This window comes from Algoriphagus sp. SE2 (assembly GCF_039563885.1).
In the GTDB taxonomy this organism is placed as follows: Bacteria; Bacteroidota; Bacteroidia; order Cytophagales; family Cyclobacteriaceae; genus Algoriphagus.
This window is the reverse complement of sequence record NZ_JBCLWJ010000009.1, coordinates 117,838-140,989: the sequence shown is the minus strand read 5'-3', so window position 1 is coordinate 140,989 and position 23,152 is coordinate 117,838. Positions and strand designations below refer to the sequence as shown.

Sequence of the window (23,152 nt, the reverse complement as noted above, 5' to 3'; positions counted from 1 at the left end):
ATTTGAAATTATGTAGCATGTTGAAATATAAATATTTGTGGAGGGTCTTTCCCTTATTGATTTAAAGTTTTCTTAAAGTTCTCTTTAATTTTTGGTATTGACCCTCCTATTTTTTTCAATTTAGCTATCTTCAAATTTCAAAGAGAATTCAACCACATGCTTAAAAAAGAACGGTACGAAGCGTTTATTAAACATTTTTCAGAGAATATGCCAGTAGCCGAGACTGAGCTAAAATATGAAAACCCTTTTCAATTACTTGTTGCTGTTGTACTATCAGCTCAGTGTACTGACAAAAGAATCAATATGGTAACCCCAGCCTTATTCAAAGACTTCCCGGGACCTGAATATCTGGCAGCTTCCAATTTCGACGAACTCTTTCCATATATCAAGTCCGTTTCCTATCCTAATAATAAAACCAAACACCTTTTGGGGTTGGGCAAAATGCTAGTGGAAGATTTTGGCGGTGAAGTTCCGGAGACTGTAGCAGAGCTGATCAAGTTACCAGGGGTTGGAAGAAAGACAGCAAACGTGATTACTTCAGTGGTTTGGAATCAACCCAATATGGCTGTTGATACGCATGTATTTCGAGTTTCTAAGCGACTGGGGTTAGTTTCACAGACGGCAAAGACCCCCTTAGAAGTTGAAAAGCAATTAATTCGCCATATCCCAAAAAAATATGTTCATGTGGCCCATCATTGGTTGATTCTTCATGGTCGATACACCTGTCTGGCTAGAAAGCCGAAATGTGAGGAATGCTCCATTACCCACATTTGTAGATATTTTGAAAAGAATTATGGGAAAGTTTCTAAGACAGAAAAGTAATGTGTGGCATTCATCTGATTTGGGGTAAGGGATCCAATAAGACTGCAATCAATAAATTATTAACCCAAAGTAAACATCGAGGTCCAGATCAGAAAGCTTCGATAAGTCCTTGGCCGGGAATGTGGATCGGAGTTAATAGACTTAAGATCTTACACCCAGGGCCTGATGCAGATCAGCCTTTTTGGTCGACAGATGGAAGTTCTCTATTGGTCTGGAATGGTGAGATTTATAATTACAAATCCTTAAGGAGTCTTTTGGAGAAGATGGGGATTGAATTTATTACGGATTGTGATACTGAAGTATTAATCAATTGGATTAGGATTTTTGGAGCCAAAGGTCTGGAAAAGCTGGAAGGAATGTTTGCTTTGATCTATATAGACCTTAAGGATAATTCCATTTTAGTAGCAAGGGATCCAAATGGAGAGAAGCCTCTTTATTATTCGCAAAATCAGGACCGTTTAATTATCTCTTCAGAAGCTTGTGGAATTGCGAAAATCACAAATGAACAATTAGATCAGCAACAGATTGAAAACTATTATTTTTTAAGATTCCCACTTCCGGGAAAGACATTATATAAAGGAGTGAAAGAATGGAAATCCGGGCGCTATAGCCATATTTTCCAACATTCTACCTTTCGCTGGGATAATATCCAAACAATAAAAACCAAAGTTCAGAAACTTGGAAAGGACGAATTTAAAGAGATACTCAATAAAAGTGTTAGAACTCAGTTTCATGCGGATGTACCGTTAGGAATTATGCTCAGTGGAGGGATGGACAGTAGTTTATTGTATTCAACTTGGTACAATCAAACCGGAACTCCATTACCTGCCTATACCATCCAGGTTGAAAAAAAATATAGGAAAAAGTATGGAGATGGAGATGCTGCAATCGGCTTGGTTAAAAAAATTCCAGCGCAGCATCATGTAATTGAAATGGACCAAAAATCCTTTTGGGAGAATTGGGAAGATTATTTGAATTCTATTGATTTTCCTATAGGGGATTCTGCAGGATATTTAACATGGATGATTGGGAAAGAAGCCAAAAAAGATGTTAAAGTTTTAATTTCTGGAGCTGGTGCAGATGAACTTTGGGGAGGGTATAACAGACATTCAGCATATGATTTCTATCTTCAAAACCAGAAACCTCTTTTAATGAGTAAGCCTTTTTTTCAAGCTCTGCCCTTAGGAAGGAGTATGAAGAAATTTTTCAATTCTATAGACCCTAACGAGAGTAAGACTTTTTTGAATTTTTCGGCACTTCAGCCGGTAAGCGATGATTTGGCGTCTGATTATGAGCGCATATTTAATCCAAAATTAAGCTCTTATAAGAGAACCTTGGATTTCGATAGGCAGGTATATTTGGTTCAGGACGTGCTTAAAATCCATGATCAATCTCTTATGGCACATAGTATTGAAGGGAGAGCACCATACTTGTCGGGGTCAATGATTTCATTTTGGAAGGAGATTACTGACGAAGCTTTCCTGAAAAAGAAAATTTGGATCAAGGAATTATTAAATGAATCAGGATTGGAGCAAGTAACCCAAAGAGAAAAATTTGGCTTTGGTTTGCCTATTCAGGAATGGCTCTCTGAAAAGGGAGAATTTTCAAACAGAGTATTCAATAAGATAATGGCCTTTGAGAAAAGTCATGGTGAGTTTTTCCCACCCGAAATGAGAATACTTGCCAAAAACCCGGAATCTGGAATCAAATTTCATTTTTTAGCACTTTATAATATTTTTCTATTGGCAGAATGGGTAGAATTGAAAAAGCTATGAAAGTCATATACATCCACCAATATTTCCGTACTCCACAGGAAGGGGGAGCAGTGCGTTCGTATCACCTAGCTAAAGGGCTAGTGAAGGCGGGAATTGAAGTGGAGATGATTACAGCTGGAAATCAAAACAACTACGATCAAAAATGGATCGATGGGATCAAAGTTCATTATCTACCGATTCCATACGATCAAAAATTTAATTTTTTTAGGCGTGTGAAGGCCTTTTTGGACTTTAGTGCTCAAGCAAAAAAACTTCTGAAGAAACTCGCTAGGCCAGATCTGCTATACATCACTTCCACACCATTGACAACTGGATGGATTGGCTTATGGGCGAAGAGAAAAATGGCAATTCCATATATTTTTGAAGTTCGGGACCTCTGGCCTCAGGCGCCGATTGAGGTGGGAGCCATCAGAAATAAATTCCTAATTCACTACCTGCAAAAGTTAGAAGCTAAGATTTATAGAAATGCCCTGAGTTTAGTTGCCCTATCTCCTGGAATAGCGTCACACCTGCGGAAAACAAGCCCAAATTCGAATCTGCATTTAGTGCCAAATTTCTCAGACCTTCAAACTTTTTATCCACAGAAAAAGGATCCAAAAGTCTTACAAAAATATAACCTCTCCTCTGAACTGACCATCGCCTATACAGGTGCTTTGGGAAAGGTAAATGCAGTAATAGAGCTTTTGGAACTAGCTAACCTAGCCCAGGAGAAAGATAAGATATGGCAGTTTCTAGTCATGGGAAAAGGCAGTGCCGAAAGGGAGTTGAAAAAATATGCCAAAGAAAATGAGTTGAAGAATCTGAAGTTTATAGAATTTGGATCAAAAAAACTGGTAAATGAAGTTTTATCGGTATCTGATTTTGCGTGGATATCTTTCGCTCATTTACCCGTACTTAAAACCAACAGCCCCAATAAATTTTTTGATGCCATTGCTGCGGGAAAAGCAATTTTGGTCAATCATAAAGGATGGGTTTACAACCTTACAAAAGAGTATGATTTAGGAATTCCATTTCTACCTGAAAAATTGGTAATTGGTTTTAAGCAATTGGAACAACTGGAAAATAATCCTGAAAAATTGCTTCAAATGAAACAAAATTCACGAAAATTAGCGGAAAGGTATTTTTCAAAAGAAATGGCAGTTAACAGAGTTCTTCGAGTCTTAGATCCCGATAAATTTCCTGCTAATTCAGGGGACGAGGTCTATATCCTGACTGCCTAAAGATCTGTTCAGCATCTGGGTTTGCCATCAATTCAGGAAGTGTAACATCCTGATTGAATTGATAATCATCTACAATATTCCAGCCTAACCAGCGACCCAATCTTCCTGGAGCTTTGGTGCTGATCGCATCCGTAAAGGGAGCTTCTCCCAAGTATTTTGTAATGTCAAAAGGATTGGTTTCGTAGAGTAATTCGTTCTCCACAAAATGAGCCCAGATATACTCTTCATTGGCATAACATTCTGCAATTTCATCCTCTGTGTAGCCTATGATAAATTGATCTGAGGTACATGGCAAGATAGCTTTCGTGAAATGGTAAGCCTTTCCATAATAAATCATCTCTGCCAACATGGTGTTGTCTTGAGGATTAATTTCATTAAACCTAGAAGATAGTGCAGTGACAATCATAGGTACTATAAATGGTCTATCATAGCGCTCAGCCATGTAGCGGGGAAGATCTGGCTGGAATTCATGAGTAGTCGGTAAATAGTAATCCAATCCAATCACGATCATATTTTCTGATATGATCAAATCAGAATTAAAACCACTCAGGAATGTGTAGACTTTTGGAACTTTGAATTCCGGGAAATAATATTTGATAGCTTTTAAAGCATTTTCTAAATCTGTTTCTATATCAGAAATATCCTGAAACTGAACTTTGACTGAATCATAGAGAACCGTCATCGCAGAATCTTGATGGATTGCGATCAATTCGGAGATTAAAGAATCAGGACTTGCATAAAGGCTCTGTCCCAAATAGTCTTCCGCAAAGTCCGGATATTTTTCAAGCAGGAACTGGAAGTTTTCTTTTGAGGAAGCGTTGAAAAACTCATCTTCCAGCCTCGTAATTTTTAAGGTGAGGTCTAGATCTAAAATTTCCTGATCGATCTTGCACTCTTCAGTTTTTTTCTCACAGGAGAGAGCTAAAATGATGATAGAGAAAAGAAAAGAAAATCTGACGAACTTCATATTGGGTGCTTTTTCTGGTTCAAAAGTAATTAAACGAACGGAAGTACTTTTTATTAATTCAAATAAATACATTTTGCTGCACCAAGTCATTTCATTTACTTGCCGACGTGAAAAACAAATTCTTAACAGCTTTAGCAATTTTCAATTACCTGACTTTTTCAAAAGTCTGGAATTATTTTCTCTTGCTGGTTTCATTTCAGCTTTCACGTCTTTTTGAGAAGCCCATTTTATGGGGTAAACCAACTACTTTATCAATAGAGCCAACCACGAGTTGCAATCTGAGGTGTCCAGAATGTCCGTCAGGACTCCGTTCTTTTACTCGACCTACAGGGATGCTTCAGGATCAATTATTTGAAAAAGTAATTCTTCAGTCCAAAGCATATTTGACTTGGTTACATCTATATTTTCAAGGTGAACCATTTTTAAACCCTCGGTTTTTAGATATGGTCAAATTTGCAGACCAAAACAAAATCTTTACCTCAACTTCTACCAACGCACATTTTTTAGATGAGGCAAAAGTTGATGAAGTTTTGGAAAGTGGATTGAAACAGTTGATTATATCTATGGATGGGATTACTCAGGAAGTTTATCAGCAGTATAGAGTGGGTGGAAGTTTGGAGAAAGTTAACAATGGGCTTCAATTATTAATAGAAAAGCGGGAGAAAGCTGGGCGAAGTTTCCCACGTGTAGTCCTTCAGTTTTTGGTCACCGGACAAAATGAACATCAGATTCCTGATTTAAAATATTGGGCTAGGAAGATGAAAGTGGATGAATTACAGTTTAAAACTACACAGATTTATGACTATGAAGAAGGTTCAGAATTGATTCCTTCTGACTTGGGTTATTCTAGATATATTCCAGCAGGTGATGGGAAATGGAAGCTTAAAAGGAAGTTAGAGAATAAGTGTTGGAGAATGTGGCAAGGTGCAGTGGTGACCTGGGATGGGCAGGTAGTCCCTTGTTGTTTTGATAAAGATGCGAATCATGTTATGGGGGAATTAAAAAATCAATCTTTGATAGCTATCTGGAATTCTAAAGCTTACCAAACCTTTAGAAATCAATTATTTCTGGATCGATCTGAAATAGAAATTTGTAGAAATTGCACCGAATAGAGTTTTTTTGACTTTTCGGGAAAGCAGGTTTTTGGAACTATATTTGGTAGAATTAAGAAATTGACGGATTTTTAATGTCCATATTTGTTCGACGTACACCCGGGTTGATCGGTACACCAAGCCAATAACATGATTTTAAAGAAAAGATTCTGGTACTTTTTTGCCTTGCTTGCCTTCCTTGGTTTGGCAATTCCTACTTCATATGCTCAGCAAAATACTGATATGACCAGAATACAGGTCGATGAAATGAGTGATGCCGAAGTGCAAGAATTGTTGAATCGAGCCGCATCTGCAGGATTATCCATTGAGGAGTTTTTAGAATTGGCAGAGCTCAGAGGAATGCCAGCTTCCGAAGTTGCAAAATTAAAAGCAAGAATCGGGGATTTAGATCTAGGAGAGCCAGGCTTGAAAAGATCAGCAGATGCTTCAAAAAGGGATCCCAGAAAGCAGGCAGATTTCGATCTGATAACGGCAGGAATGTTTCAGCCACAAGAAGAATTTGAGATAGCAGATCCGGAAAATGAAATTTTTGGAACTGCGATCTTTTATCAGAAAAACAGGAAATTAAGTTTTGAACCAAGCCTTAATCAAGCCACTCCCAATAGCTATATCTTAGGTCCTGGAGACCTTATTTATGTAGACATCTACGGAGAGTCTGAGCAGTACTATGAGGCAACAGTAAATCCTGATGGATTTGTGCTTTTAGATAATATCGGCCCAGTTTCCGTCTCAGGTAAAAGTATTGAAGAAGCAACTGGAATTATTAAAAATCGGGTTGGAAGATACTACTCTGGCTTAAATGGAAGTAGCCCTACGACATTTTTGAAAGTAACCTTGGGTGATGTAAGAACCATAAAAGTCCATATTCTAGGAGAAGTAAGATTGCCTGGTACATTTACCTTGAGTGCTTTTTCTACTGTTTTCAATGCACTTTATGCTGCCGGCGGTCCAAATACCAACGGTACCATGCGAGCTATTAAATTGGTAAGAAACAACAAGCAGATTGCTGTGATCGATGTCTATGATTTATTGATCAATGGAACAGCAGATCTTGATAGACAGCTTCAAGATCAGGATGTGATTTTGGTAACTCCTTTTCTTTCCAGAGCGAAAATAAGAGGAGAAGTGAAGCGCCCGATGACTTTTGAAATAGCTGCTGAGGATACCTTTGAAGATCTTTTAAATTATGCCGGAGGATTTACCGATGAAGCATTTAAGGATCGGGTTGCAATCTCTAGAATTACAGGAAATCAACGATCTGTATCTGATTTATATCAAAGTCAATATAAAATGTTTCCTTTAAAAGGCGGAGATGAAATTACTGTTCAAAGGATTTTGAATCGCTATTCCAACCGGGTACAGATCAAAGGGGCTGTTTACAGAGAAGGAACTTTTGCCTTGACTGAAGGTCTTACGTTATCTCAGTTGGTGAAAAATGCAGAAGGTCTCAGAGGAGATGCATACACCAATCAGGCAAGCATTTTAAGAACCAAAGATGATCTAAGTACAGAAATGGTCCAGGTAAACCTCAAGGCAATTTTGGATGGAACTTCGGCAGATATTCCTCTGCAACGGGAAGATGTGGTGAGAATAGCCAGTATCTATGATATAAATAATGAGAAGTATGTGCAGATTCTTGGAGAGGTCAAACGGCCCGGCGTTTATCCTTATTCTGCTTCCATGAAAGTGGAGGAGTTGATTGTGATGGCAGGGGGGCTTCAGGAATCAGCCAATATCAATGATATAGAAATTGCCAGAAGGTTGGAAGATGCGGACCTAGGGACCTTATCTGAGATTATTCCGATCCAGGTAAATCCTGACCTTTCAATGAATATGGATGGAGAAGTTTTACAGGCATACGATCAAGTAATCGTCAGAAAGCGTGCTAATTTCAATATGCAAAAATTAGTTGCTGTTGAGGGGCAAGTAAATTCACCAGGTATTTTTGCTATCCAAACGAGTCAGGAAAGAATTTCTGATTTAATCAAAAGAGCTGGGGGGTTAAACCAATTTGCTTATTCAAAGGGAGCTACTCTAATCCGTAGAACTGAATTTTTCAATACTGAGTCAGAGCAATTAAGAAGACAGCGCAATTTGGAAGATCTTAGATTACAGCTTTTGGCTGATCCAAATAATTCAGAGGCACAGGAGGAATTGTTGGCAAGGTTATTTAATGATTTGCCAAAAGAGAAAGACTCTCCGGTTGATACTCAATTGGCCCAGAACAAAAAGGAATCATTAGACCAGATTGCTTCCGAAACTCCGGGATTTGCAGTAAAGATCAAACAAACCGAAGCAGTAGCAATTAATCTACAGGAGATTTTGGATAATCCGGGTTCTGAGGATGATTTGCTATTAGAAGAAGGAGATATATTAACCGTTCCAAAGCTGTTACAAACAGTCAGAATGCGAGGAGATGTGGTTTATCCAACTACCCTGAGACATGAATCAAATAAAAGTTTGAAGCATTATATCAATGGTGCCGGTGGATTTGAAAGGAGAGCAAATAAGAAGCAGACATATGTAGTTTATGCCAATGGTGCCGTGAAAAGAACAAAAGGTTTCTTAGGGATTAGAAATTTTCCTCCAGTAGAGCCTGGAGCTGAGGTTATTGTTCCGACAAAAGGACCTAAAGTTCCATTGAGACTGGGAGAAATAGTAGGAATTACCACCGGACTTGCTACCATGGCACTTGTCATATCTCAAATAAATTGGTAATGGCAGGAAATAAGCATTTTTCAGATAATCAATTTACGCTCAAGGAAGTTTTTCAAAATTTCGCAAGTTGGATTAGCTATTTTCTATCTCAATGGAAAATATTGATTCTTGCCGGAGTTATTGGAGTAGCTTTAGGAGCATTGGTTTCCATATTCAAAAAGCCAGTATTTCATGCTAATACTTCTTTTGTACTGGAGGAAGGAGAAGCAGGAGGAATGGGACAAATGTCTGGATTGGCATCTTTAGTTGGGGTAAATCTAGGATCACTGGGTAGTACGAGCGGGTTATTTCAAGGGGATAATATAATGGAGCTCTACCGATCAGATCGGATGCTTGACGAGGCATTATTAAGTCCTTTTGATGAAAGTGAATTATTGATAGAAAGGTTTATTTCTTTTGAAGAGCTTGATCGAAAGTGGTCTTCCAAAGTTGATTTTTCTTCTATGGACTTTTCCATACCTAGAGAAAGCTTTACAGTTTCACAAGATTCTGTGGTAAAGGAAATCTCAAAGCTTATCCGGGAAAAACAATTAAGTGTCGCAAAGCCAGATAGGAAATTAAGTATCATTGAAGTGACTGTCTCTTCAAAGGATGAGTTATTTGCAAAGGTATTTAATGAAAGGTTGGTGGAGAACGTAAATGAGTTTTACAAAGAAACAAAGACAAAAAAGACCAGTGAAAATCTTGCAATTCTTCAATCTCAGGCCGACAGTGTCCGATCTATTTTAGATCAAAGCATTGGTGCCTATGCATCAGAATCTGATAAAATCCCAAATGCCAACCCCTTGCTTTCTTCTGCGACGGTCGATATCAAGAAAAGACAAATTGATGTTCAGGCAACGGGTGCGGTTTATGAGGAAATCGTGAAGAATTTAGAAATTGCCAAGGTAAATCATCGTAATAATTCTCCTTTAATCCAGATTATTGATTCTCCCAGATTACCATTAGAAAGGACTGAGATCAGATTGGTTAAAGGAATGGTTTTCGGAGGTGCAATAGTGGGGTTATTAACATTATTAGTGATCTATTTCCGTCGATTGTATCAAAAGCATGCGCAGGAAAGCTAAATTAAAGCTGCCATGTTAGAAAAACTTTTACTTCTTCCTTTAGGTAATTTCATCAAGAATAAATCCATTCAGAATTTTCTGTTTTTGGCGATTATTCAATCTTCCAATGTGCTGATTTCGATTATTAGCATGCCCTTGCTAATTCAAAATATAGGAGTTGATCAGTTTGGACTTGTAAATCTTGCCCTTTCAGTAATTGTATTGATGAACGTCATGGTAGTCTATGGCTACAACCTTAGCGCACCTAGAGAGGTTGCTATCAATCAAAATGATAAAACCGCTCTTTCCCATGTAGTATCCAATGTTTTCTCAGCGAAGGTCTTGCTTGCTTCGATTGCTACTCTGATCATACTGATAGCCGTTTTTGGTCTTAATCTTTTTAAAGGGTATCAGATCATTCTTGTTTTTTCTATTCTGATGCTATTTTCTGAGGCGACCCTTCCACTTTGGTTTTTTCAGGGGATGGAAAAAATGAAGTTGGTCAGCATTGCCAATATATTCTCAAAACTTTTGTTCCTAATGGGCATTGTGCTTTTTATCCACAGTCCTGAACAAAGTAGATGGGTGAATTTCATGATGGGATTTTTTGGATTGAGTATTAATCTTAGCCTACTGATTTATATCCATTTTTTTCTGGGAATAAAATTTTTTAAACCGGATTGGATCGCTATAAGAAAAAGTCTACAGGAGAACTTCCTTTTGTTTTTAAGTAGTGCTTCCAGCTATATTTCTGTTAATGGAGGCTTAATTATTTTGAGCTTTTTCGCAGCTGCTGAGACGTTGGGAATGTACAGCTTGGCAGAAAGGGTTATCATGGTATTGAGGATGTTTCCAGCTCTGATTATTCAGGCTATTTATCCAAATGCAGCAAAGCTTTATACAAATGATGAGAAAAGATTTTTTAAATTTTTAAGAAATGTTTATTTCCGGGTTTTGGCTTTAGGCGCTTTTATTTCAGGGATTACTTTCTTCTCTGCTCCTTTTATTATTAAAGTTCTATCCAGATCAGATTTGCCTGATTCAATAATCTATCTTCAGATTTTAGCTTTTGTTCCTTTTCTAGCCTGCTTGAATATTGCGAATGTTGTTATGATGCTAGTTGCTGATTTAAAAAATTTACTTTTTAGGGCTTCCTGGATGATGTGTTTGTATATGATAGTTGTTGCCACTATCCTGACTTCCTTATTTGGAGGCATAGGTGTTTCTCTTGCAATTATCTCTACAGAAGTGATCGTCTTTTTGATTTGTATGGTATTGTTATACCGAAATAACAGAAAATTTATTCATGGCTTTTATACCTAATTCATCGGTCGCTATAATTTTAGTGAATTGGAATGGGTTTGATTTTACGAAAGCCTGTTTGAATTCACTCAGGAAAGTTAATTTTCCGGATTATCAGGTAATCCTTGTGGATAATGCCTCCTCTAATTCGGAAGGGAAAAGACTATTATCCACATTTCCAGAAATTATTTTATTGGAGAATAAGGAGAATTTGGGTTTTGCTGGCGGGAATAATGTTGGTATTATCAGGGCATTAGAAGACGGGTATTCTCATATTATGCTTCTCAATAATGACACAGAAGTTGGGCCTGATTTTCTAGGAGAAATGATGTTAAAAATCCAAAAGGAAGAAAAACTTGGTGTCATTCAACCTTTAATCACTTTTTTAAATAAAAGAGACATTATATGGAGTGCCGGGGGAAAATGGAACAATCTATTTGGAAGGGCAATAACATTGGGTGATAGAAGACCAGTTTCTGAATATCAACCAGAAGATTCATATTTGGATTGGGCGACGGGTTGCTGTATGTTGGTAAGTAGAGAGGCGATTTTGAAAGCCGGCTTGTTGAATGAAAGCTATTTCGCCTATTTTGAGGATGTAGAATGGTCTTTGCGCTTTCGTCAGTTTGGTTTTACGATTGCTTTGGCTTCAAAGGCGCTGGTTTTCCATGAGGCTGGAGCATCTTCAAAGAAGGAACATTCCGAAGGGATTCTAAGTCCTCGTGTGTTTTATTTTCATGTTAGGAATCAGTTTTTTTTAATCCGACAACACCTCAAGGGAGCAGCATTTCTTCTTTCCATGATGTATCATACTTTCAGATTTTTGGCTTGGATGGGTTATTTTTGTTTTCGTGGTAGATTTCAAAAATTGAAAGCAGTGGGAAGAGGAATGAAAGATGGGTTGGGAAATAGGTTAGAAAAAGCTCCAATATGGCCTTAATTCTATTTATAATTTTATCGGTGGTGATTGGAATCGCTTTGCTTTGGGTATTGGAGCAAATGGTTTTCAAGGGGAATTGGAGCTACTTCATATTTTTTTTAATTATCTATTTACCTTTTTACATCACCACTCTTAGTGTGGTTTATTTGACCACCAGATCCTCCTCTATCGTCAGTTTATTCCAGATATTGAAGGAATTAGTAGTATTAATTGGAGTTTTGGTATTCCTCTTTTATCAAAAAAAGATCGCAGAGTATCCCATTCGAATGATGGCAACTGACTGGTTCCTTTTAGGGTTCTTGAGTTTGGGTTTTTTGTACTTGCTCCTTCCATTAGGGCAGGCATCGCTTATTAATAAAGTGCTGTATTACAAGAGTATGATTATTCCTGGCTTCGTATATTTTTTGGGGAGAAATACCCGGTTTAATAAGCAAGAAATCCACCTTCTATTTAAAATAATCTTCGGAATCGCGATAGGAGCTTTTCTGGTAAACTTATTAGAGAATTACATTCTGAATGCCCATCTTCAACAATTTACAGGCTATTCTTTGTATAATTTAGTAATCAATCAGATTGAGCCGACTGGGAATTTTGGGCTTACCTGGACCTTTGAAACCCAAGCTGTAACAAAACGTTTGGCTAGTTTTTTCTCGGATCCTTTAGAAATGGCCAGTTCGGTATTGATGGGCTTTGCAGCGGGATTAATTTGGTTTCTGACCACTAAAAAAGAGTATAATTGGTTTTATATTCTAGTGATGTTTTGCTCCCTGGGAAGCTTAGTTTTTTCAGCATCTAGGGCGGCATTTGGTGCTTTTTTCTTAATGATATTCTTTATTGCCTTGGTTTTTGGGCTTTATAAATTGATTGCAGCGGGATTTTTAAGTCTTTTGGCATTTGCGATCTACGTGATATTCTTTGCTTCTGAGGATTTTTACTTTTTTGTTTTGGATACCATCACGTTTGAAAACAGTTCCAGTATTGGGCATGTAGTCGAATGGTTACTTGCCTTGGATTCGATGATAGGTAATCCTTTGGGAATAGGTCTGGCAATGAGTGGAAATTTTGGTAGTGTCAGCGATGAATTGAGGGTTGGTGGAGAAAATCAGTTTTTGATCTATGGAGTTCAAATGGGCTGGTTGGGAATGCTATTATATATTTTTGCACTTGGGTCTGGAATAGTATTAAGTTTGCGGACGTTTTACCGGACAAATAATACGCAAATTGCACGGGTTGCATTCGTCGGCTCAGTAACGAAAGTAGGACTACTATTACCCTTATTTACCGCAAATGTGGAAATCTATACTTATGTCTCATGGATAAGTTGGTGGATGATTGGTTTTTCGGTTCAGGAGTATTCTTATTTAAGAAATTTGACAAATGATTCTATACAAAAAATGCCCTCTTTGTAATTCAGATAGCTTAGCTGGTTTTGCGATTGATACTGTCAGAAAAGGGCCTCATATTTCTCGGGTTTCTTGCAACAATTGTCATTTGGTATTTGCAAATCCTATGGCAGATAGCGAAGAGCTTACAGAATACTATAGCAATTATTACGACAAAGAACACTACGAAGCGGTTGATTATAAAAATCTTATTTTAGAGCATTTTGGGCGAATCAAAAACCTTGAAATTCCATCCATAAAAAAGGAAGCTAGGTTTTTAAAGGCATTGAAAAGCGGAGATAAATTTTTGGATGTAGGGTGTGGATTAGGTTTAGGATTAGCATACGCGCAACAGCTGGAATGTGAGCTTTTTGCTACTGAGTTTGATAAAGGTGCGCTCGAATTTGTAAAGAGCCATTTTCCGGTAAAGACCTATCAAGGGGATATTTGGGATGCGAATTACCCAGATAATTTCTTTGATTTTATTCATATTTCTCACGTGATAGAGCATGTTTTGGATCCAAAAGCTTACATCAAAGAAATGAAGCGAATTTTAAAGCCTGGAGGTAGAGTAGCAATTGGAACTCCAAATATGTCCAGTAATCTTTATCGTTTTCATCGATGGTCAAAATTACTAAGGCTTCAAGTCCCAGATATCATTGATGGCGTTGAGCATACTTTTATTTTTCCCAAAGCATTATTGAGAGATTTATGTGAGGAACAAGGTTTAACTATTGAAGATCATTACACTCATTCTTATGGAGAGAAAATGAGGAATTTAATTAAATATGATTTACCGATTTCAAAAAAGCTCGCTCGATTAATTCAGAACTTTTTTCAGGTTAACCAATGGATAGTCTGTAAGAAATAGTGGAATAAAGATGCTTGTCTGTATATTTTAAAAAATAAAAGTCTAATGAAAGTCCTACTTGATCTACAATATCTCAATGTGGCGACCACAGGTATTAAAACCTATATGATGGAGCTTGCAAATGCAGCTAAGTCTTATCCACATCCAGAAATTGAATGGATTTTCTCTCATGACCCAGACAAACAGTCTAGAGACGAAACGTTTAAAAACCCTTCTTCTAAAGTTCAAAGACTCAATTACCATTTAGACTATTTCCGCTGGAAGGAATTTCAATTACCCGATTTAGTTAAAAAGCATAAACCGGATTTATTGATTTGTTTGGATTTTGTTTCTCCAGCTGCATCACTTCCCTGCAAAAGAATGACTGTCATTCATGATGCATTTTTCTGGCAAATGCCCAAAAATTATCCGCTTTGGTGGAGAAAATATTTTTTGAGTTTGATATCAAAAGGGCTGAAACAAGATTCCAAGATAATTACCACCACCAATTATGCTAAAAATGCCCTAATAGAACACTTAGGAAATAACTTTCCTATCGAGGTGGTTTACCAGAGCCCAAAGAATTTATCTGAAAAGCGCGATACAAGTTTGATCGAAAACAACCAGTTAGATAAATCCCCCTTTTTTCTTCATATCGGTACTTTTGACAAAAGGAAAAACTTGCCTTTGCTTGTCGAAGCTTTTGAAGAATTTATAGAAAAACAAAACAAGGAATTCAAATTGGTTTTGGCAGGAGGTCAAGGCCAAAGTGCGCAGATGAATGATTTCCCTGTAATTCAAAAGTTGATTTCTGAGAGAGGGCTGGAGGATAAAGTAATCCTTCCAGGATATATTTCCGATGCACAGATACGAAGTTTATATGAAAATGCATTTGCTTACATTTTCCCTTCAGAAAATGAAGGTTTTGGAATCCCGATAGTTGAGTCGATGGGTGTTGGACTACCTGTTATCCATTCAGATCAACCTGCATTACTTGAGGTAGGAGGAGGTGCAGGTTTAGTTTTCAAAAAAGGTGATTTAACTGATTTGGTAGAAAAAATGGTACTTTTGGAACGGGATAAGGCGTTGCGGGAAGAACTAATTCAAAAAGGGCTTTCGCGGAGCAAAAATTTTTCCCCTCAAAAATTTATAGAAGATTTTCAGCATTTGATTTTGAATGCCGCTCCAAAAATATGAGGCAAATTGCATGTCCAGTCTGCAAAGTTAAACCTACCGAAACTAGGAAGGAATTTTCAATTATTGATTGCATCAACTGTAAAACATCTTGGACCTACATCCCTAATGAATTGGACGTGGATGCACTTTATGAAGATGAAGTGTATGCGGTTGTAGACAATAGAGAGTCTATTTTTGAGAAGGTAATCTTTAGAGAGGCAAAGGGAGTCTTAAATCGAGCAAATGCCCTTCTCGATAAATCTCATAAAAAAGCATTGGATTTTGGATGTGGAAAAGGACAATTCTTGGCCCAAGCTAAAAAATTAGGTTGGAGTGGAGTAGGTATAGAAACTGCAAAAGATCGGGCAAAATTTGCAGCCGAGAAATATCAAGTAAAAGTGATTAATCAGTTTTATTCGGAGGGAAAGGTTCAAGAAGGAGATTTCCATCTGATCTGTTTGAATCATGTTTTAGAACATTTGCCAGAGCCTATTTCATTAGTGAATGAATTGCTGGAATCCAATTTAGCAAAGGGCGGGTTGCTTTATATCGAGGTGCCAAGAGCTGATTCTTGGCAAGCAAAAATCGCTGGAGATAATTGGATTCATTGGGATATTCCAAAACATTTAACCCATTGGACTGAATCAGGACTACTAAACCAATTTGAAAGTATTGGGTATATAAAAGTCGGAGCGAAACCTTTCTCCATTCATTTAGGTGTATTAGGAATGCTTCAATCGTTATTTAGTCTTTTTGGTTATAGAAAACATTTGATTTTGAGCCTGAAAAAAAAGAAAACAGCTGGGTTAATGTTGGGAGTGGCTCTTTTAACACCTTTCGCATTTTTAATGGAATCGATAGCAGCACTTTTTTCAAAAAGTGGGGTAATCGGTATTTATTTAAAAAAGAATGGCTAAGGAAAGAAACGTACTTTTTCTACAGACCAGCTCAGAGTTATATGGCTCAGGTAAAATCATTCTTCAAGTGCTAAGAATTTATCGAGAACAGGGGTTTAATCCTGTGGTCGTAATGACAGGAAAAGGGCCCCTTACTGATTTATTGGTAGAAGAAGGTTTTAAAGTGAAAGTTCAGAATCTCGGAATTCTTAGAAGAAAATATGTCAATCCTTCTGGAATTGTCAACCGATTTAACAAGAAACTAAAAGCCTATAAGTTTTTAAATAAACTTCACGAGGAATATAAATTTGAGTTGGTTTACTCAAATACCTTGGCCGTGATTGTTGGTTCTTACTGGGCAAAGAAAAATAAGATTCCTCACATTTGGCATATTCACGAAATACTTTTTGGCCCCAAACCTCTCGTGAAATTATTAAGATCCATGTTGGATAAGAATACTCCTTACCCAATTGTGGTATCTGAAGCCGTAAGGAGGCATTGGGAGCCAATGCTAAAAATTGCAAAGCCAGAAGTAATCCATAATGGGATCCCTTATGAGGATCATCTGAAGCCTTTTCCAGATGCAAAAGAGAACCTAGGCCTACCCGTGGATAAGTTAATAATCACTATGATAGGTCGAATCAATCCAGGGAAAGGGCAGCGTTACTTTTTGGAAATCGCTAAAAGAATTTTGGAGATTTACCCAACCTGTCATTTTCTCCTTGTGGGAGATCCATTTCCGGGATATGAATACATTCAAGAGGAATTAAAGTCTTTTGTTCAAGAAAATAGGATGGAAGAATCAGTCAGTGATTTTGGTTTTAGAAAAGATATACCTGAAGTTTTAGCTGCATCTGATATTTTTGTGTTGCCTTCTGTTTTACCTGATTCATTTCCAACTGTAATTTTAGAAGCTATGGCTTCCAGTAAGCCAGTAATTGCTACCCGATCAGGTGGTGCAGAAGAAATGGTGGATAATGGAAAAACCGGGTTTTTAATACCTATTGATGATGTGGAGAAAGGAGTAAAAGCTATTTCTGATTTAATAAATGACCCTTCCAAAATTAAAAGCTTTGGTGAGGCTGGGAGACAGAAAGTACTTAATAGTTATAATTTGAATACCTTTAAAGAAAAAATAGAAAAACATCTATGGAGGCACCTAAGAAGAAGTTAAAAGTAGCAATTATGGGTGCAAAGGGCTATCCTTATGTCTATGGTGGCTACGATACCTTAGTGAAAGAACTTGGGGAGCGATTGGTGGCAAAAGGCGTTCATGTGCGTGTTTATAACCATAAATCACTTTTTAAGGAGAGGCCGAAATACGTAAATGGAATTGAGTGTGTTTATATGGGTGCTGTTGAGTCAAAAATAGGCACTCAACTTTCACACACTTTCTTTTCCATGATCCATGCCTGTTTTTCTAATGTGGATGTGATTTTTGTTGTTAATTCCGGAAACGGACCTATTGGCTGGGTTTCCCGATTTTTCAAGAAGGCTTCCGTAATTAATGTTGATGGTCTAGAGTGGCTACGTCCCAAATGGAAAGGAATTGGTTCAAGGTATTTCTTTTGGGCTTCTCGACTAGCCACCAAGTATTTTGATCAGATCATCAATGACTCGGATGAAATGCAACGAGTTTACAAAGAACTTTTTAATGCTGATTCTAAGGTTATTGCTTATGGAGCTGCAGTGAAAGAAGATGTAGAGGTAGCCCCTATTGAGAAATGGGGGATTGCTCCTCAGGATTATTTTCTGATCGTGGGAAGATTGGTTCCTGACAACAATGCAGATCTCATCATCAAAGGATTTTTAGAATCCGATTCCAAAAAGAAATTGGTAATCGTGGGTGATGTCCCATTTATGGATGAATATGCTACTGTTCTTAAAAATCTTGATGATGAGCGATTATTGTTTTTGGGCTATGTAACCGATCCTCATGAATTAGGAGCATGGTACACACATTGTTATGCATATTTTCATGGGCATGAATACGGAGGTACGAATCCGGCTATGTTAAAAGCTTTAGGGTATGGCTGTGCAATCTTGGCCTTGGATACTCCTTTCAATCAGGAAATGCTTCAAAACGGGAAACATGGATGGTATTTCCAAAAGACCGTTGATTCTGTGAAGGATATTGTAGAGACTGCTGAGGCAAGCAAGGAAAGGATGGAATACTTCAGGAAGACTGCAAGAGAGGGGCTGACTCAAAAGTATAATTGGGACTATGTTACTGAGCAATATCTTGAAGTTTTTGAAAAAGTGGCAGGCTTTAAAGCTACTAAAGATAAAAACCCGAAGAGGAAATTAGAGAAGATAGATACTTAGAATAAAGAAGTAAAATTGAAGTTTTTCTGAACTTTGAATCTCTTAATTTGCTTATAAAGACAATACTTTTAACCCTAAATTAAAAACCATGATTAGAAAAGCAACAGCCGTTTGGCAAGGATCAGGAAAAGACGGAAAAGGTCATTTGACGACTCCCAGCTCTGTTTTGGATAAAACACAATATTCTTTTAAATCACGATTCGAAGATGGCGTAGGTACCAACCCAGAAGAGTTAGTGGCAGCAGCTCATGCGGGTTGTTTTGCGATGAAATTAAGCTTTAACTTACAAGAAGCTGGTTTCACGGCGACTGAATTAGATGTTACATCCAATATTACTTTTGAAGATGGTACTTTAAAGAAATCTCATTTGGTTTTAAAAGCGAAAGTAGATGGAGTTGCTCAGGATAAATTTGATGAATTGGTAAAAGATGCAGAAGCAAATTGCCCAATCTCCAGAGCATTAAATATGGAAATCTCTGTGGAAAGTACCTTGAATGCTTGATCTTTTCTAAAAATCAAGAAATCAGATTTAAAATCGGCACTTATTGGTTAATTTAAGTGCCGCTTTTATTTCTAAAGGGAGTCAATTTCAAATTTTATCCCCAACGTCTTTTTCTCCAGTTTTCTTGCTTTTCTGGATTCAGAAATGTCCAGGCCAATATCCTACTTTTTTTATTTCCTTGGGCCATCTGAATGACTTTCCGCTCTGCAACTCTGGCTTTTTTTAATGCAAGGATCAGTTCTTTTAAATGCTCTTCTTTACTGACCAAAGTAGTAAACCAGAAGCAATTGTATTTGTACACCATGCTTTCCCTGATCATTTTCTGGATAAAAGTAAGTTCGCCTCCTTCACACCAAAGTTCATGGCTTTGTCCTCCAAAATTTAAGGGTGCTTTCTTGCCCACTTTGCCTTTTAGATTTTTCACTTTGCGAATGCTCCCTGCTTCTGCTTCTGCTTGCGATCCATGAAAAGGTGGATTGCAAATGGTAAGATCAAAAACATCATCAAATCGGATGATGTTTTCTAAAATATGCGTTGGGTCTTCCTGGATTCGTAAAATGATTTTTCCGCGAAATTGTGTGTTTGCATACAAATTATCCTGGGCTGCATCCAGTGCTTTAGGATCAATTTCAGTCCCTACGAAAGACCATTGATAAATGGAGTTTCCCAACATAGGATAAATGCAATTTGCCCCAGTGCCAATATCAAGAACTCGTATCTTTTCGGGATTGGGAAGCTTTCCTTCATTGCATTGGCTAAGTAAATCGGCCATGTAGTGAATGTAATCCGCTCTTCCTGGAATAGGTGGGCAAAGATATCCGGTTGGAATATCCCATTCGGAAATTTCATAAAAATGCTTGAGTAAAGCTCTATTTAGCTCTTTTACTGCTTTTGGATCCGCAAAATCAATGCTTAGGTCGCCGTATTTATTTTCAGATACAAACTTTCCCAGATCAGCATGAGTATTAATCAATCTTGGAAAATCGTATCGATCACGGTGGGTGTTTCGAGGGTGAAGACTGGACTTTTTGTTTTCTTGGTTTTTCAATTCAATCTACTAATTGAGAATGCGAGCAAATTAGTGTTAATCCACTGGATTGAAGGCACAGTTCCAAAAGTAATCTACCCTTTTAATTTAAAATTCAAATTTCAGCCTTTACTCTTACACTCAAGTGTTCAGATCAATTGAATAGACTTTATTTCCAGATGAAATTCTTGTTCTTTTTTATTACCAATCAAAAAGGCCAACTCCTCGATTCTATCCTTATCGAAATTTGGAATTGAAAGGATCCTGCCTCGAAAAGCAGGGTACATTTTTGAGAGTTCGATTTCTATTGTTTCCCAATCCCCACTCGTTTTAAATTCAGCGATATAGGAATGGCGGTCATACGCGCTTGCCTTCACTCTAAATTGGTAGACGCTGCCATCTCCTTTCAAATGAATTTTAATCGTTTTTTGAGACTTAATTTGGAAAGTTTCTCTATATCTCACGGAAGAAAAACCTCCATTATTTTCTAAGGATACAAAGCCTTCAAATACACCGTTTCCGGATTCATTGATATAGAAATAACCAGATGATTTACCTCCCATTACTCCATCAACAACAACTCTCCAATCATTTTTTGAAGAATTTTTATCAAATTCATATAGGGTAATATTCGAGGTCATAAGGATTAAAATAAGAAGAGCTTTCACCTACTGTTAAGGCGCTAGGTATCAAAATTGTTTGAAACAAAAGATTTCTTAATCCACTTCAAAAACCAGCTTCATGGTTATGGAAGCAGTTTTGTTTTTATCTGCCGTATTGAATGTGCCACCCCAGGAATAATCTTCTCCAGAGTTTTGTCCTGTAATCTGGAAGATACCCATGTTAGCCGAAATCAAGTCGCCTAATTCTCCCTTAGAGTTTTCCGCAATTCGTTCAGCTCTAATTCTTGCGTCTTCGGTAGCTTTGGCGATCATTTCTAATTTCAGAGATTCTAATCCCGTGTAATAATATCTTGGTGTTTGGGAATAAAATGCAATTCCTTGATTTAAGAGTTCAGTAATTTCTCGACTGATCTTTTCTACTTTCTCTACCTCTGTAGATTCTATCTTAAGGGACTGATTTAAAGAATAACCATCAAAGGTCTGTCCGAGATAACGCCCATCATCCGAGTAGTTTTGCTGATATTTTGGATTGGTATTGACCGCATTGAAAATAAGCTTCTCGGCAGGGATTCCTTTTGAAATCAAATAATCTGAAACCAGTTTTTTATCTTTTTCGAGATCGGAATAGGCTGATTTCAGGTCAAAGCTTTCTCTGGTAAAGTTCCCTTCCCAAACGACCAGGTCAGAGGAAAAGTTGCTTTCCCCTAAACCAGTAACATTAATTGTACCTTGGGGACGATTTCTGTTCATTATAGCATTCCCCAAAACAAGAGATGCGATGACGATAGCTAAGGCAAAGAGTATTGCGGATAGGTTGTTTTTCATAGGGCAGAAAAATCAATACTTGAAAATAAGAATAATAAGCTTCAATAATCAAAAAACCCGCCAAGAAGCGGGTTTTAAGTTTGGAAAAACATTAATTAACAATTAATAAATTCTTTGCATAAAGAGTTGCTCTTTAGGATTTTCCAGATCAATTAGGTATCCGTTTACAATTGCATATTTTAAGTCCCCTTCTTTTGCAAGGTAGAAATTTGGAGCTGATCCGGTCGTCCATACACTAGGGAAGGTGTCAACACTTTTTAAAACTAAAATTGGTAAATGATGCAGCTCTTTTGGCTCACCGTTTTTCACTCTTATAGCCAAGAATCCCTGCTTCAATAAATCCATTGATTTGGTTTCATCTAATTCCGAAATATTCCCAAACGGAATTTCATAAACTTTCCCTTCTACGAATTCAAGTCCGTTAGCATCTAATGTTTCCTGTGCAAAGTAAACCTGCATATCACCCAGATCATCAATCGAACCCGAAACATAATAGCTACCGGGTATTTCGGACTCTCTTCTTCGGATGACCATATCAATAGGGTATTTTTTCCCCTCTACCGTCACTTGCATTTCATTGATCAGTAAATCAGCCAGCTGTGAATCATTATCCGGAATAGCAAAATATTGCTCCGTAGTATATTGCTCGTAACCTTTTGTTGCAATCTGATACAACGCATCCAAAATAATCATGAAATTAAGTTGTCTGATGTATTGCTTATCTGGATCTCCCCAATAGCCCCCTGATTCGATGAGAATGGTACTAGTGCCCCATTTCTGAATGTTATCCCCAAAAGCTCTAGGTTCAAATGCATCATCGTATTTTCCAACTTGCCCAGGCACCACTTGTTGTAAAACCGCATTCATTCCCACGATGGTTTGCATTGCTCTTTTTCGAACCTCATTGATGTCGGTCTCTTTATTAAATGCTGGTGCCAAAACGGAAATAGTTGCCTGCTTTGGAGTACCTTCTACATTGTAATAAACTTGCTGATCATGAAGATTAAATCCAAATTCTGGTTCGAAATCATCTCTCGCTTTTTTGAGAATTATAGCTTCTGGAGATATTTGCGAAATTGCATCCCTATTCAAATCTATATCCAAACTATTTCTTCTTTTGAAAGCTTCAGCACCGTCGGGATTAATCATTGGGATGAACTTGATGTTTAATCCACTTTTTAAGGTGTTTCTGATCTCATCGAATTCATCTCCGCTTCCTTCCAGAAAATTAAACAAGTCAAAAAGGGACATGGTCGCAGTACTTTCGTTTCCATGCATCTGGGACCAAAGCATCACTTTTGTTCCTCCCGTTCCCCAATCCAGACTTGATATACTTCTTCCATCTATAGAGCTGCCCAAATTGGTGACATTAAATTGAGAAGCATGTTTTTGAATCAATGGCTGGAGATCTGCATGATTAAATCGGCGATGTGTGATAGCAGATTCTTTAAATTTTTGGTGTGCCGACTCTAAAGTTGAAATAGAAAGTGGTTCGGTTGCATTTTTATTTGCAGTTTTACACCCAATTAGTGAAATTAAAAACAGCAAAAAAATGCTGTAATAAAAGCCCTTAGAATAACTCATGATGGTAGGATTTTCTTTGAATTGAAAAGTAAAACTAGCCAATGTCATTTAAAATATACA

The 23,152-nt window shown here is 37.5% G+C and carries 20 protein-coding genes; 15 read left to right on the top strand and 5 right to left on the bottom strand.

The genetic code is table 11. The annotated features are described in order from the left end of the window. Positions 1-156: 156 nt before the first annotated feature. The 3 genes from nth to AAGF08_RS12410 are packed head-to-tail and all read left to right on the top strand — an operon-like array spanning position 157 to position 3,817. A complete protein-coding gene (gene nth / locus AAGF08_RS12420; protein WP_343511511.1) occupies positions 157-822 on the top strand; it encodes an endonuclease III in 666 nt (221 codons plus the stop codon). Continuing rightward, positions 822-2,597 (top strand): asparagine synthase (glutamine-hydrolyzing), encoded by a 1,776-nt coding sequence (gene asnB, locus AAGF08_RS12415; protein WP_343511510.1) that lies wholly within the window; start codon positions 822-824, stop codon positions 2,595-2,597. Before nth ends, asnB begins: the two co-directional genes overlap by 1 nt. Then, entirely contained in the window at positions 2,594-3,817 is a 1,224-nt protein-coding gene (locus AAGF08_RS12410) for a glycosyltransferase family 4 protein (protein WP_343511509.1), read from the top strand. Before asnB ends, AAGF08_RS12410 begins: the two co-directional genes overlap by 4 nt. Here the strand turns inward: AAGF08_RS12410 and gldB are convergent. Beyond that, a complete protein-coding gene (gene gldB / locus AAGF08_RS12405) occupies positions 3,780-4,784 on the bottom strand; it encodes a gliding motility lipoprotein GldB (RefSeq protein WP_343511508.1) in 1,005 nt (334 codons plus the stop codon). The genes AAGF08_RS12410 and gldB overlap by 38 nt on opposite strands. 107 nt (positions 4,785-4,891) lie before the next feature. Here gldB and AAGF08_RS12400 point away from each other — a divergent pair, with 107 nt between their 5' ends. From AAGF08_RS12400 to AAGF08_RS12345, 12 genes are all read left to right on the top strand, one after another. Beyond that, positions 4,892-5,896: a radical SAM/SPASM domain-containing protein gene (locus AAGF08_RS12400; protein WP_343511507.1), complete on the top strand. Its 1,005-nt coding sequence runs from the start codon at positions 4,892-4,894 to the stop codon at positions 5,894-5,896. 129 nt (positions 5,897-6,025) lie between these two features. After that, positions 6,026-8,614 carry an SLBB domain-containing protein gene (locus AAGF08_RS12395; protein ID WP_343511506.1) on the top strand — a complete coding sequence of 863 codons (2,589 nt, stop codon included), beginning with the start codon at positions 6,026-6,028 and terminating at the stop codon, positions 8,612-8,614. Then, positions 8,614-9,681 carry an exopolysaccharide biosynthesis protein gene (locus tag AAGF08_RS12390; protein ID WP_343511504.1) on the top strand — a complete coding sequence of 356 codons (1,068 nt, stop codon included), beginning with the start codon at positions 8,614-8,616 and terminating at the stop codon, positions 9,679-9,681. The genes AAGF08_RS12395 and AAGF08_RS12390 overlap by 1 nt, the downstream gene beginning before the upstream one ends. A 12-nt stretch (positions 9,682-9,693) precedes the next feature. Then, positions 9,694-10,983, top strand: a complete 1,290-nt coding sequence (locus AAGF08_RS12385; RefSeq protein WP_343511503.1) for an oligosaccharide flippase family protein — start codon at positions 9,694-9,696, stop codon at positions 10,981-10,983. Then, positions 10,967-11,902, top strand: coding sequence for a glycosyltransferase family 2 protein (locus AAGF08_RS12380; protein WP_343511502.1), 936 nt, complete (start codon positions 10,967-10,969; stop codon positions 11,900-11,902). The genes AAGF08_RS12385 and AAGF08_RS12380 overlap by 17 nt, the downstream gene beginning before the upstream one ends. After that, positions 11,893-13,311 (top strand): O-antigen ligase domain-containing protein, encoded by a 1,419-nt coding sequence (locus tag AAGF08_RS12375; protein ID WP_343511501.1) that lies wholly within the window; start codon positions 11,893-11,895, stop codon positions 13,309-13,311. Before AAGF08_RS12380 ends, AAGF08_RS12375 begins: the two co-directional genes overlap by 10 nt. Next, positions 13,280-14,155 (top strand): methyltransferase domain-containing protein, encoded by an 876-nt coding sequence (locus tag AAGF08_RS12370; RefSeq protein WP_343511500.1) that lies wholly within the window; start codon positions 13,280-13,282, stop codon positions 14,153-14,155. Before AAGF08_RS12375 ends, AAGF08_RS12370 begins: the two co-directional genes overlap by 32 nt. A 45-nt stretch (positions 14,156-14,200) precedes the next feature. Then, a complete protein-coding gene (locus tag AAGF08_RS12365) occupies positions 14,201-15,331 on the top strand; it encodes a glycosyltransferase family 1 protein (RefSeq protein ID WP_343511499.1) in 1,131 nt (376 codons plus the stop codon). After that, the gene (locus AAGF08_RS12360) at positions 15,328-16,227 is read left to right on the top strand and encodes a class I SAM-dependent methyltransferase (RefSeq protein ID WP_343511498.1); all 900 of its coding nucleotides are present in this window, start codon (positions 15,328-15,330) and stop codon (positions 16,225-16,227) included. Before AAGF08_RS12365 ends, AAGF08_RS12360 begins: the two co-directional genes overlap by 4 nt. Continuing rightward, positions 16,220-17,380 carry a glycosyltransferase family 4 protein gene (locus AAGF08_RS12355; RefSeq protein WP_343511497.1) on the top strand — a complete coding sequence of 387 codons (1,161 nt, stop codon included), beginning with the start codon at positions 16,220-16,222 and terminating at the stop codon, positions 17,378-17,380. Before AAGF08_RS12360 ends, AAGF08_RS12355 begins: the two co-directional genes overlap by 8 nt. Continuing rightward, a complete protein-coding gene (locus AAGF08_RS12350; RefSeq protein ID WP_343511496.1) occupies positions 17,356-18,531 on the top strand; it encodes a DUF1972 domain-containing protein in 1,176 nt (391 codons plus the stop codon). The genes AAGF08_RS12355 and AAGF08_RS12350 overlap by 25 nt, the downstream gene beginning before the upstream one ends. Before the next feature lie 88 nt (positions 18,532-18,619). Beyond that, on the top strand, positions 18,620-19,033 hold the full coding sequence (locus tag AAGF08_RS12345; protein WP_343511494.1) for an OsmC family protein: 414 nt from the start codon (positions 18,620-18,622) through the stop codon (positions 19,031-19,033). A 94-nt stretch (positions 19,034-19,127) separates the two neighbouring features. On the opposite strand, the gene rlmF is transcribed toward AAGF08_RS12345, so the two are convergent. The 4 genes from rlmF to AAGF08_RS12325 all read right to left on the bottom strand — a co-directional run bounded on the left by rlmF (position 19,128) and on the right by AAGF08_RS12325 (position 23,092). Further along, on the bottom strand, positions 19,128-20,081 hold the full coding sequence (gene rlmF / locus AAGF08_RS12340; RefSeq protein ID WP_343511493.1) for a 23S rRNA (adenine(1618)-N(6))-methyltransferase RlmF: 954 nt from the start codon (positions 20,079-20,081) through the stop codon (positions 19,128-19,130). Between the two features lie 128 nt (positions 20,082-20,209). Beyond that, positions 20,210-20,701: a CIA30 family protein gene (locus tag AAGF08_RS12335; protein ID WP_343511491.1), complete on the bottom strand. Its 492-nt coding sequence runs from the start codon at positions 20,699-20,701 to the stop codon at positions 20,210-20,212. A 75-nt stretch (positions 20,702-20,776) separates the two neighbouring features. Continuing rightward, the gene (locus AAGF08_RS12330) at positions 20,777-21,508 is read right to left on the bottom strand and encodes an SIMPL domain-containing protein (protein ID WP_343511489.1); all 732 of its coding nucleotides are present in this window, start codon (positions 21,506-21,508) and stop codon (positions 20,777-20,779) included. Positions 21,509-21,610: 102 nt separating this feature from the next. Then, complete coding sequence (locus tag AAGF08_RS12325) at positions 21,611-23,092, bottom strand: M14 family zinc carboxypeptidase (protein ID WP_343511488.1); 1,482 nt, start codon at positions 23,090-23,092, stop codon at positions 21,611-21,613. Positions 23,093-23,152 lie beyond the last annotated feature (60 nt).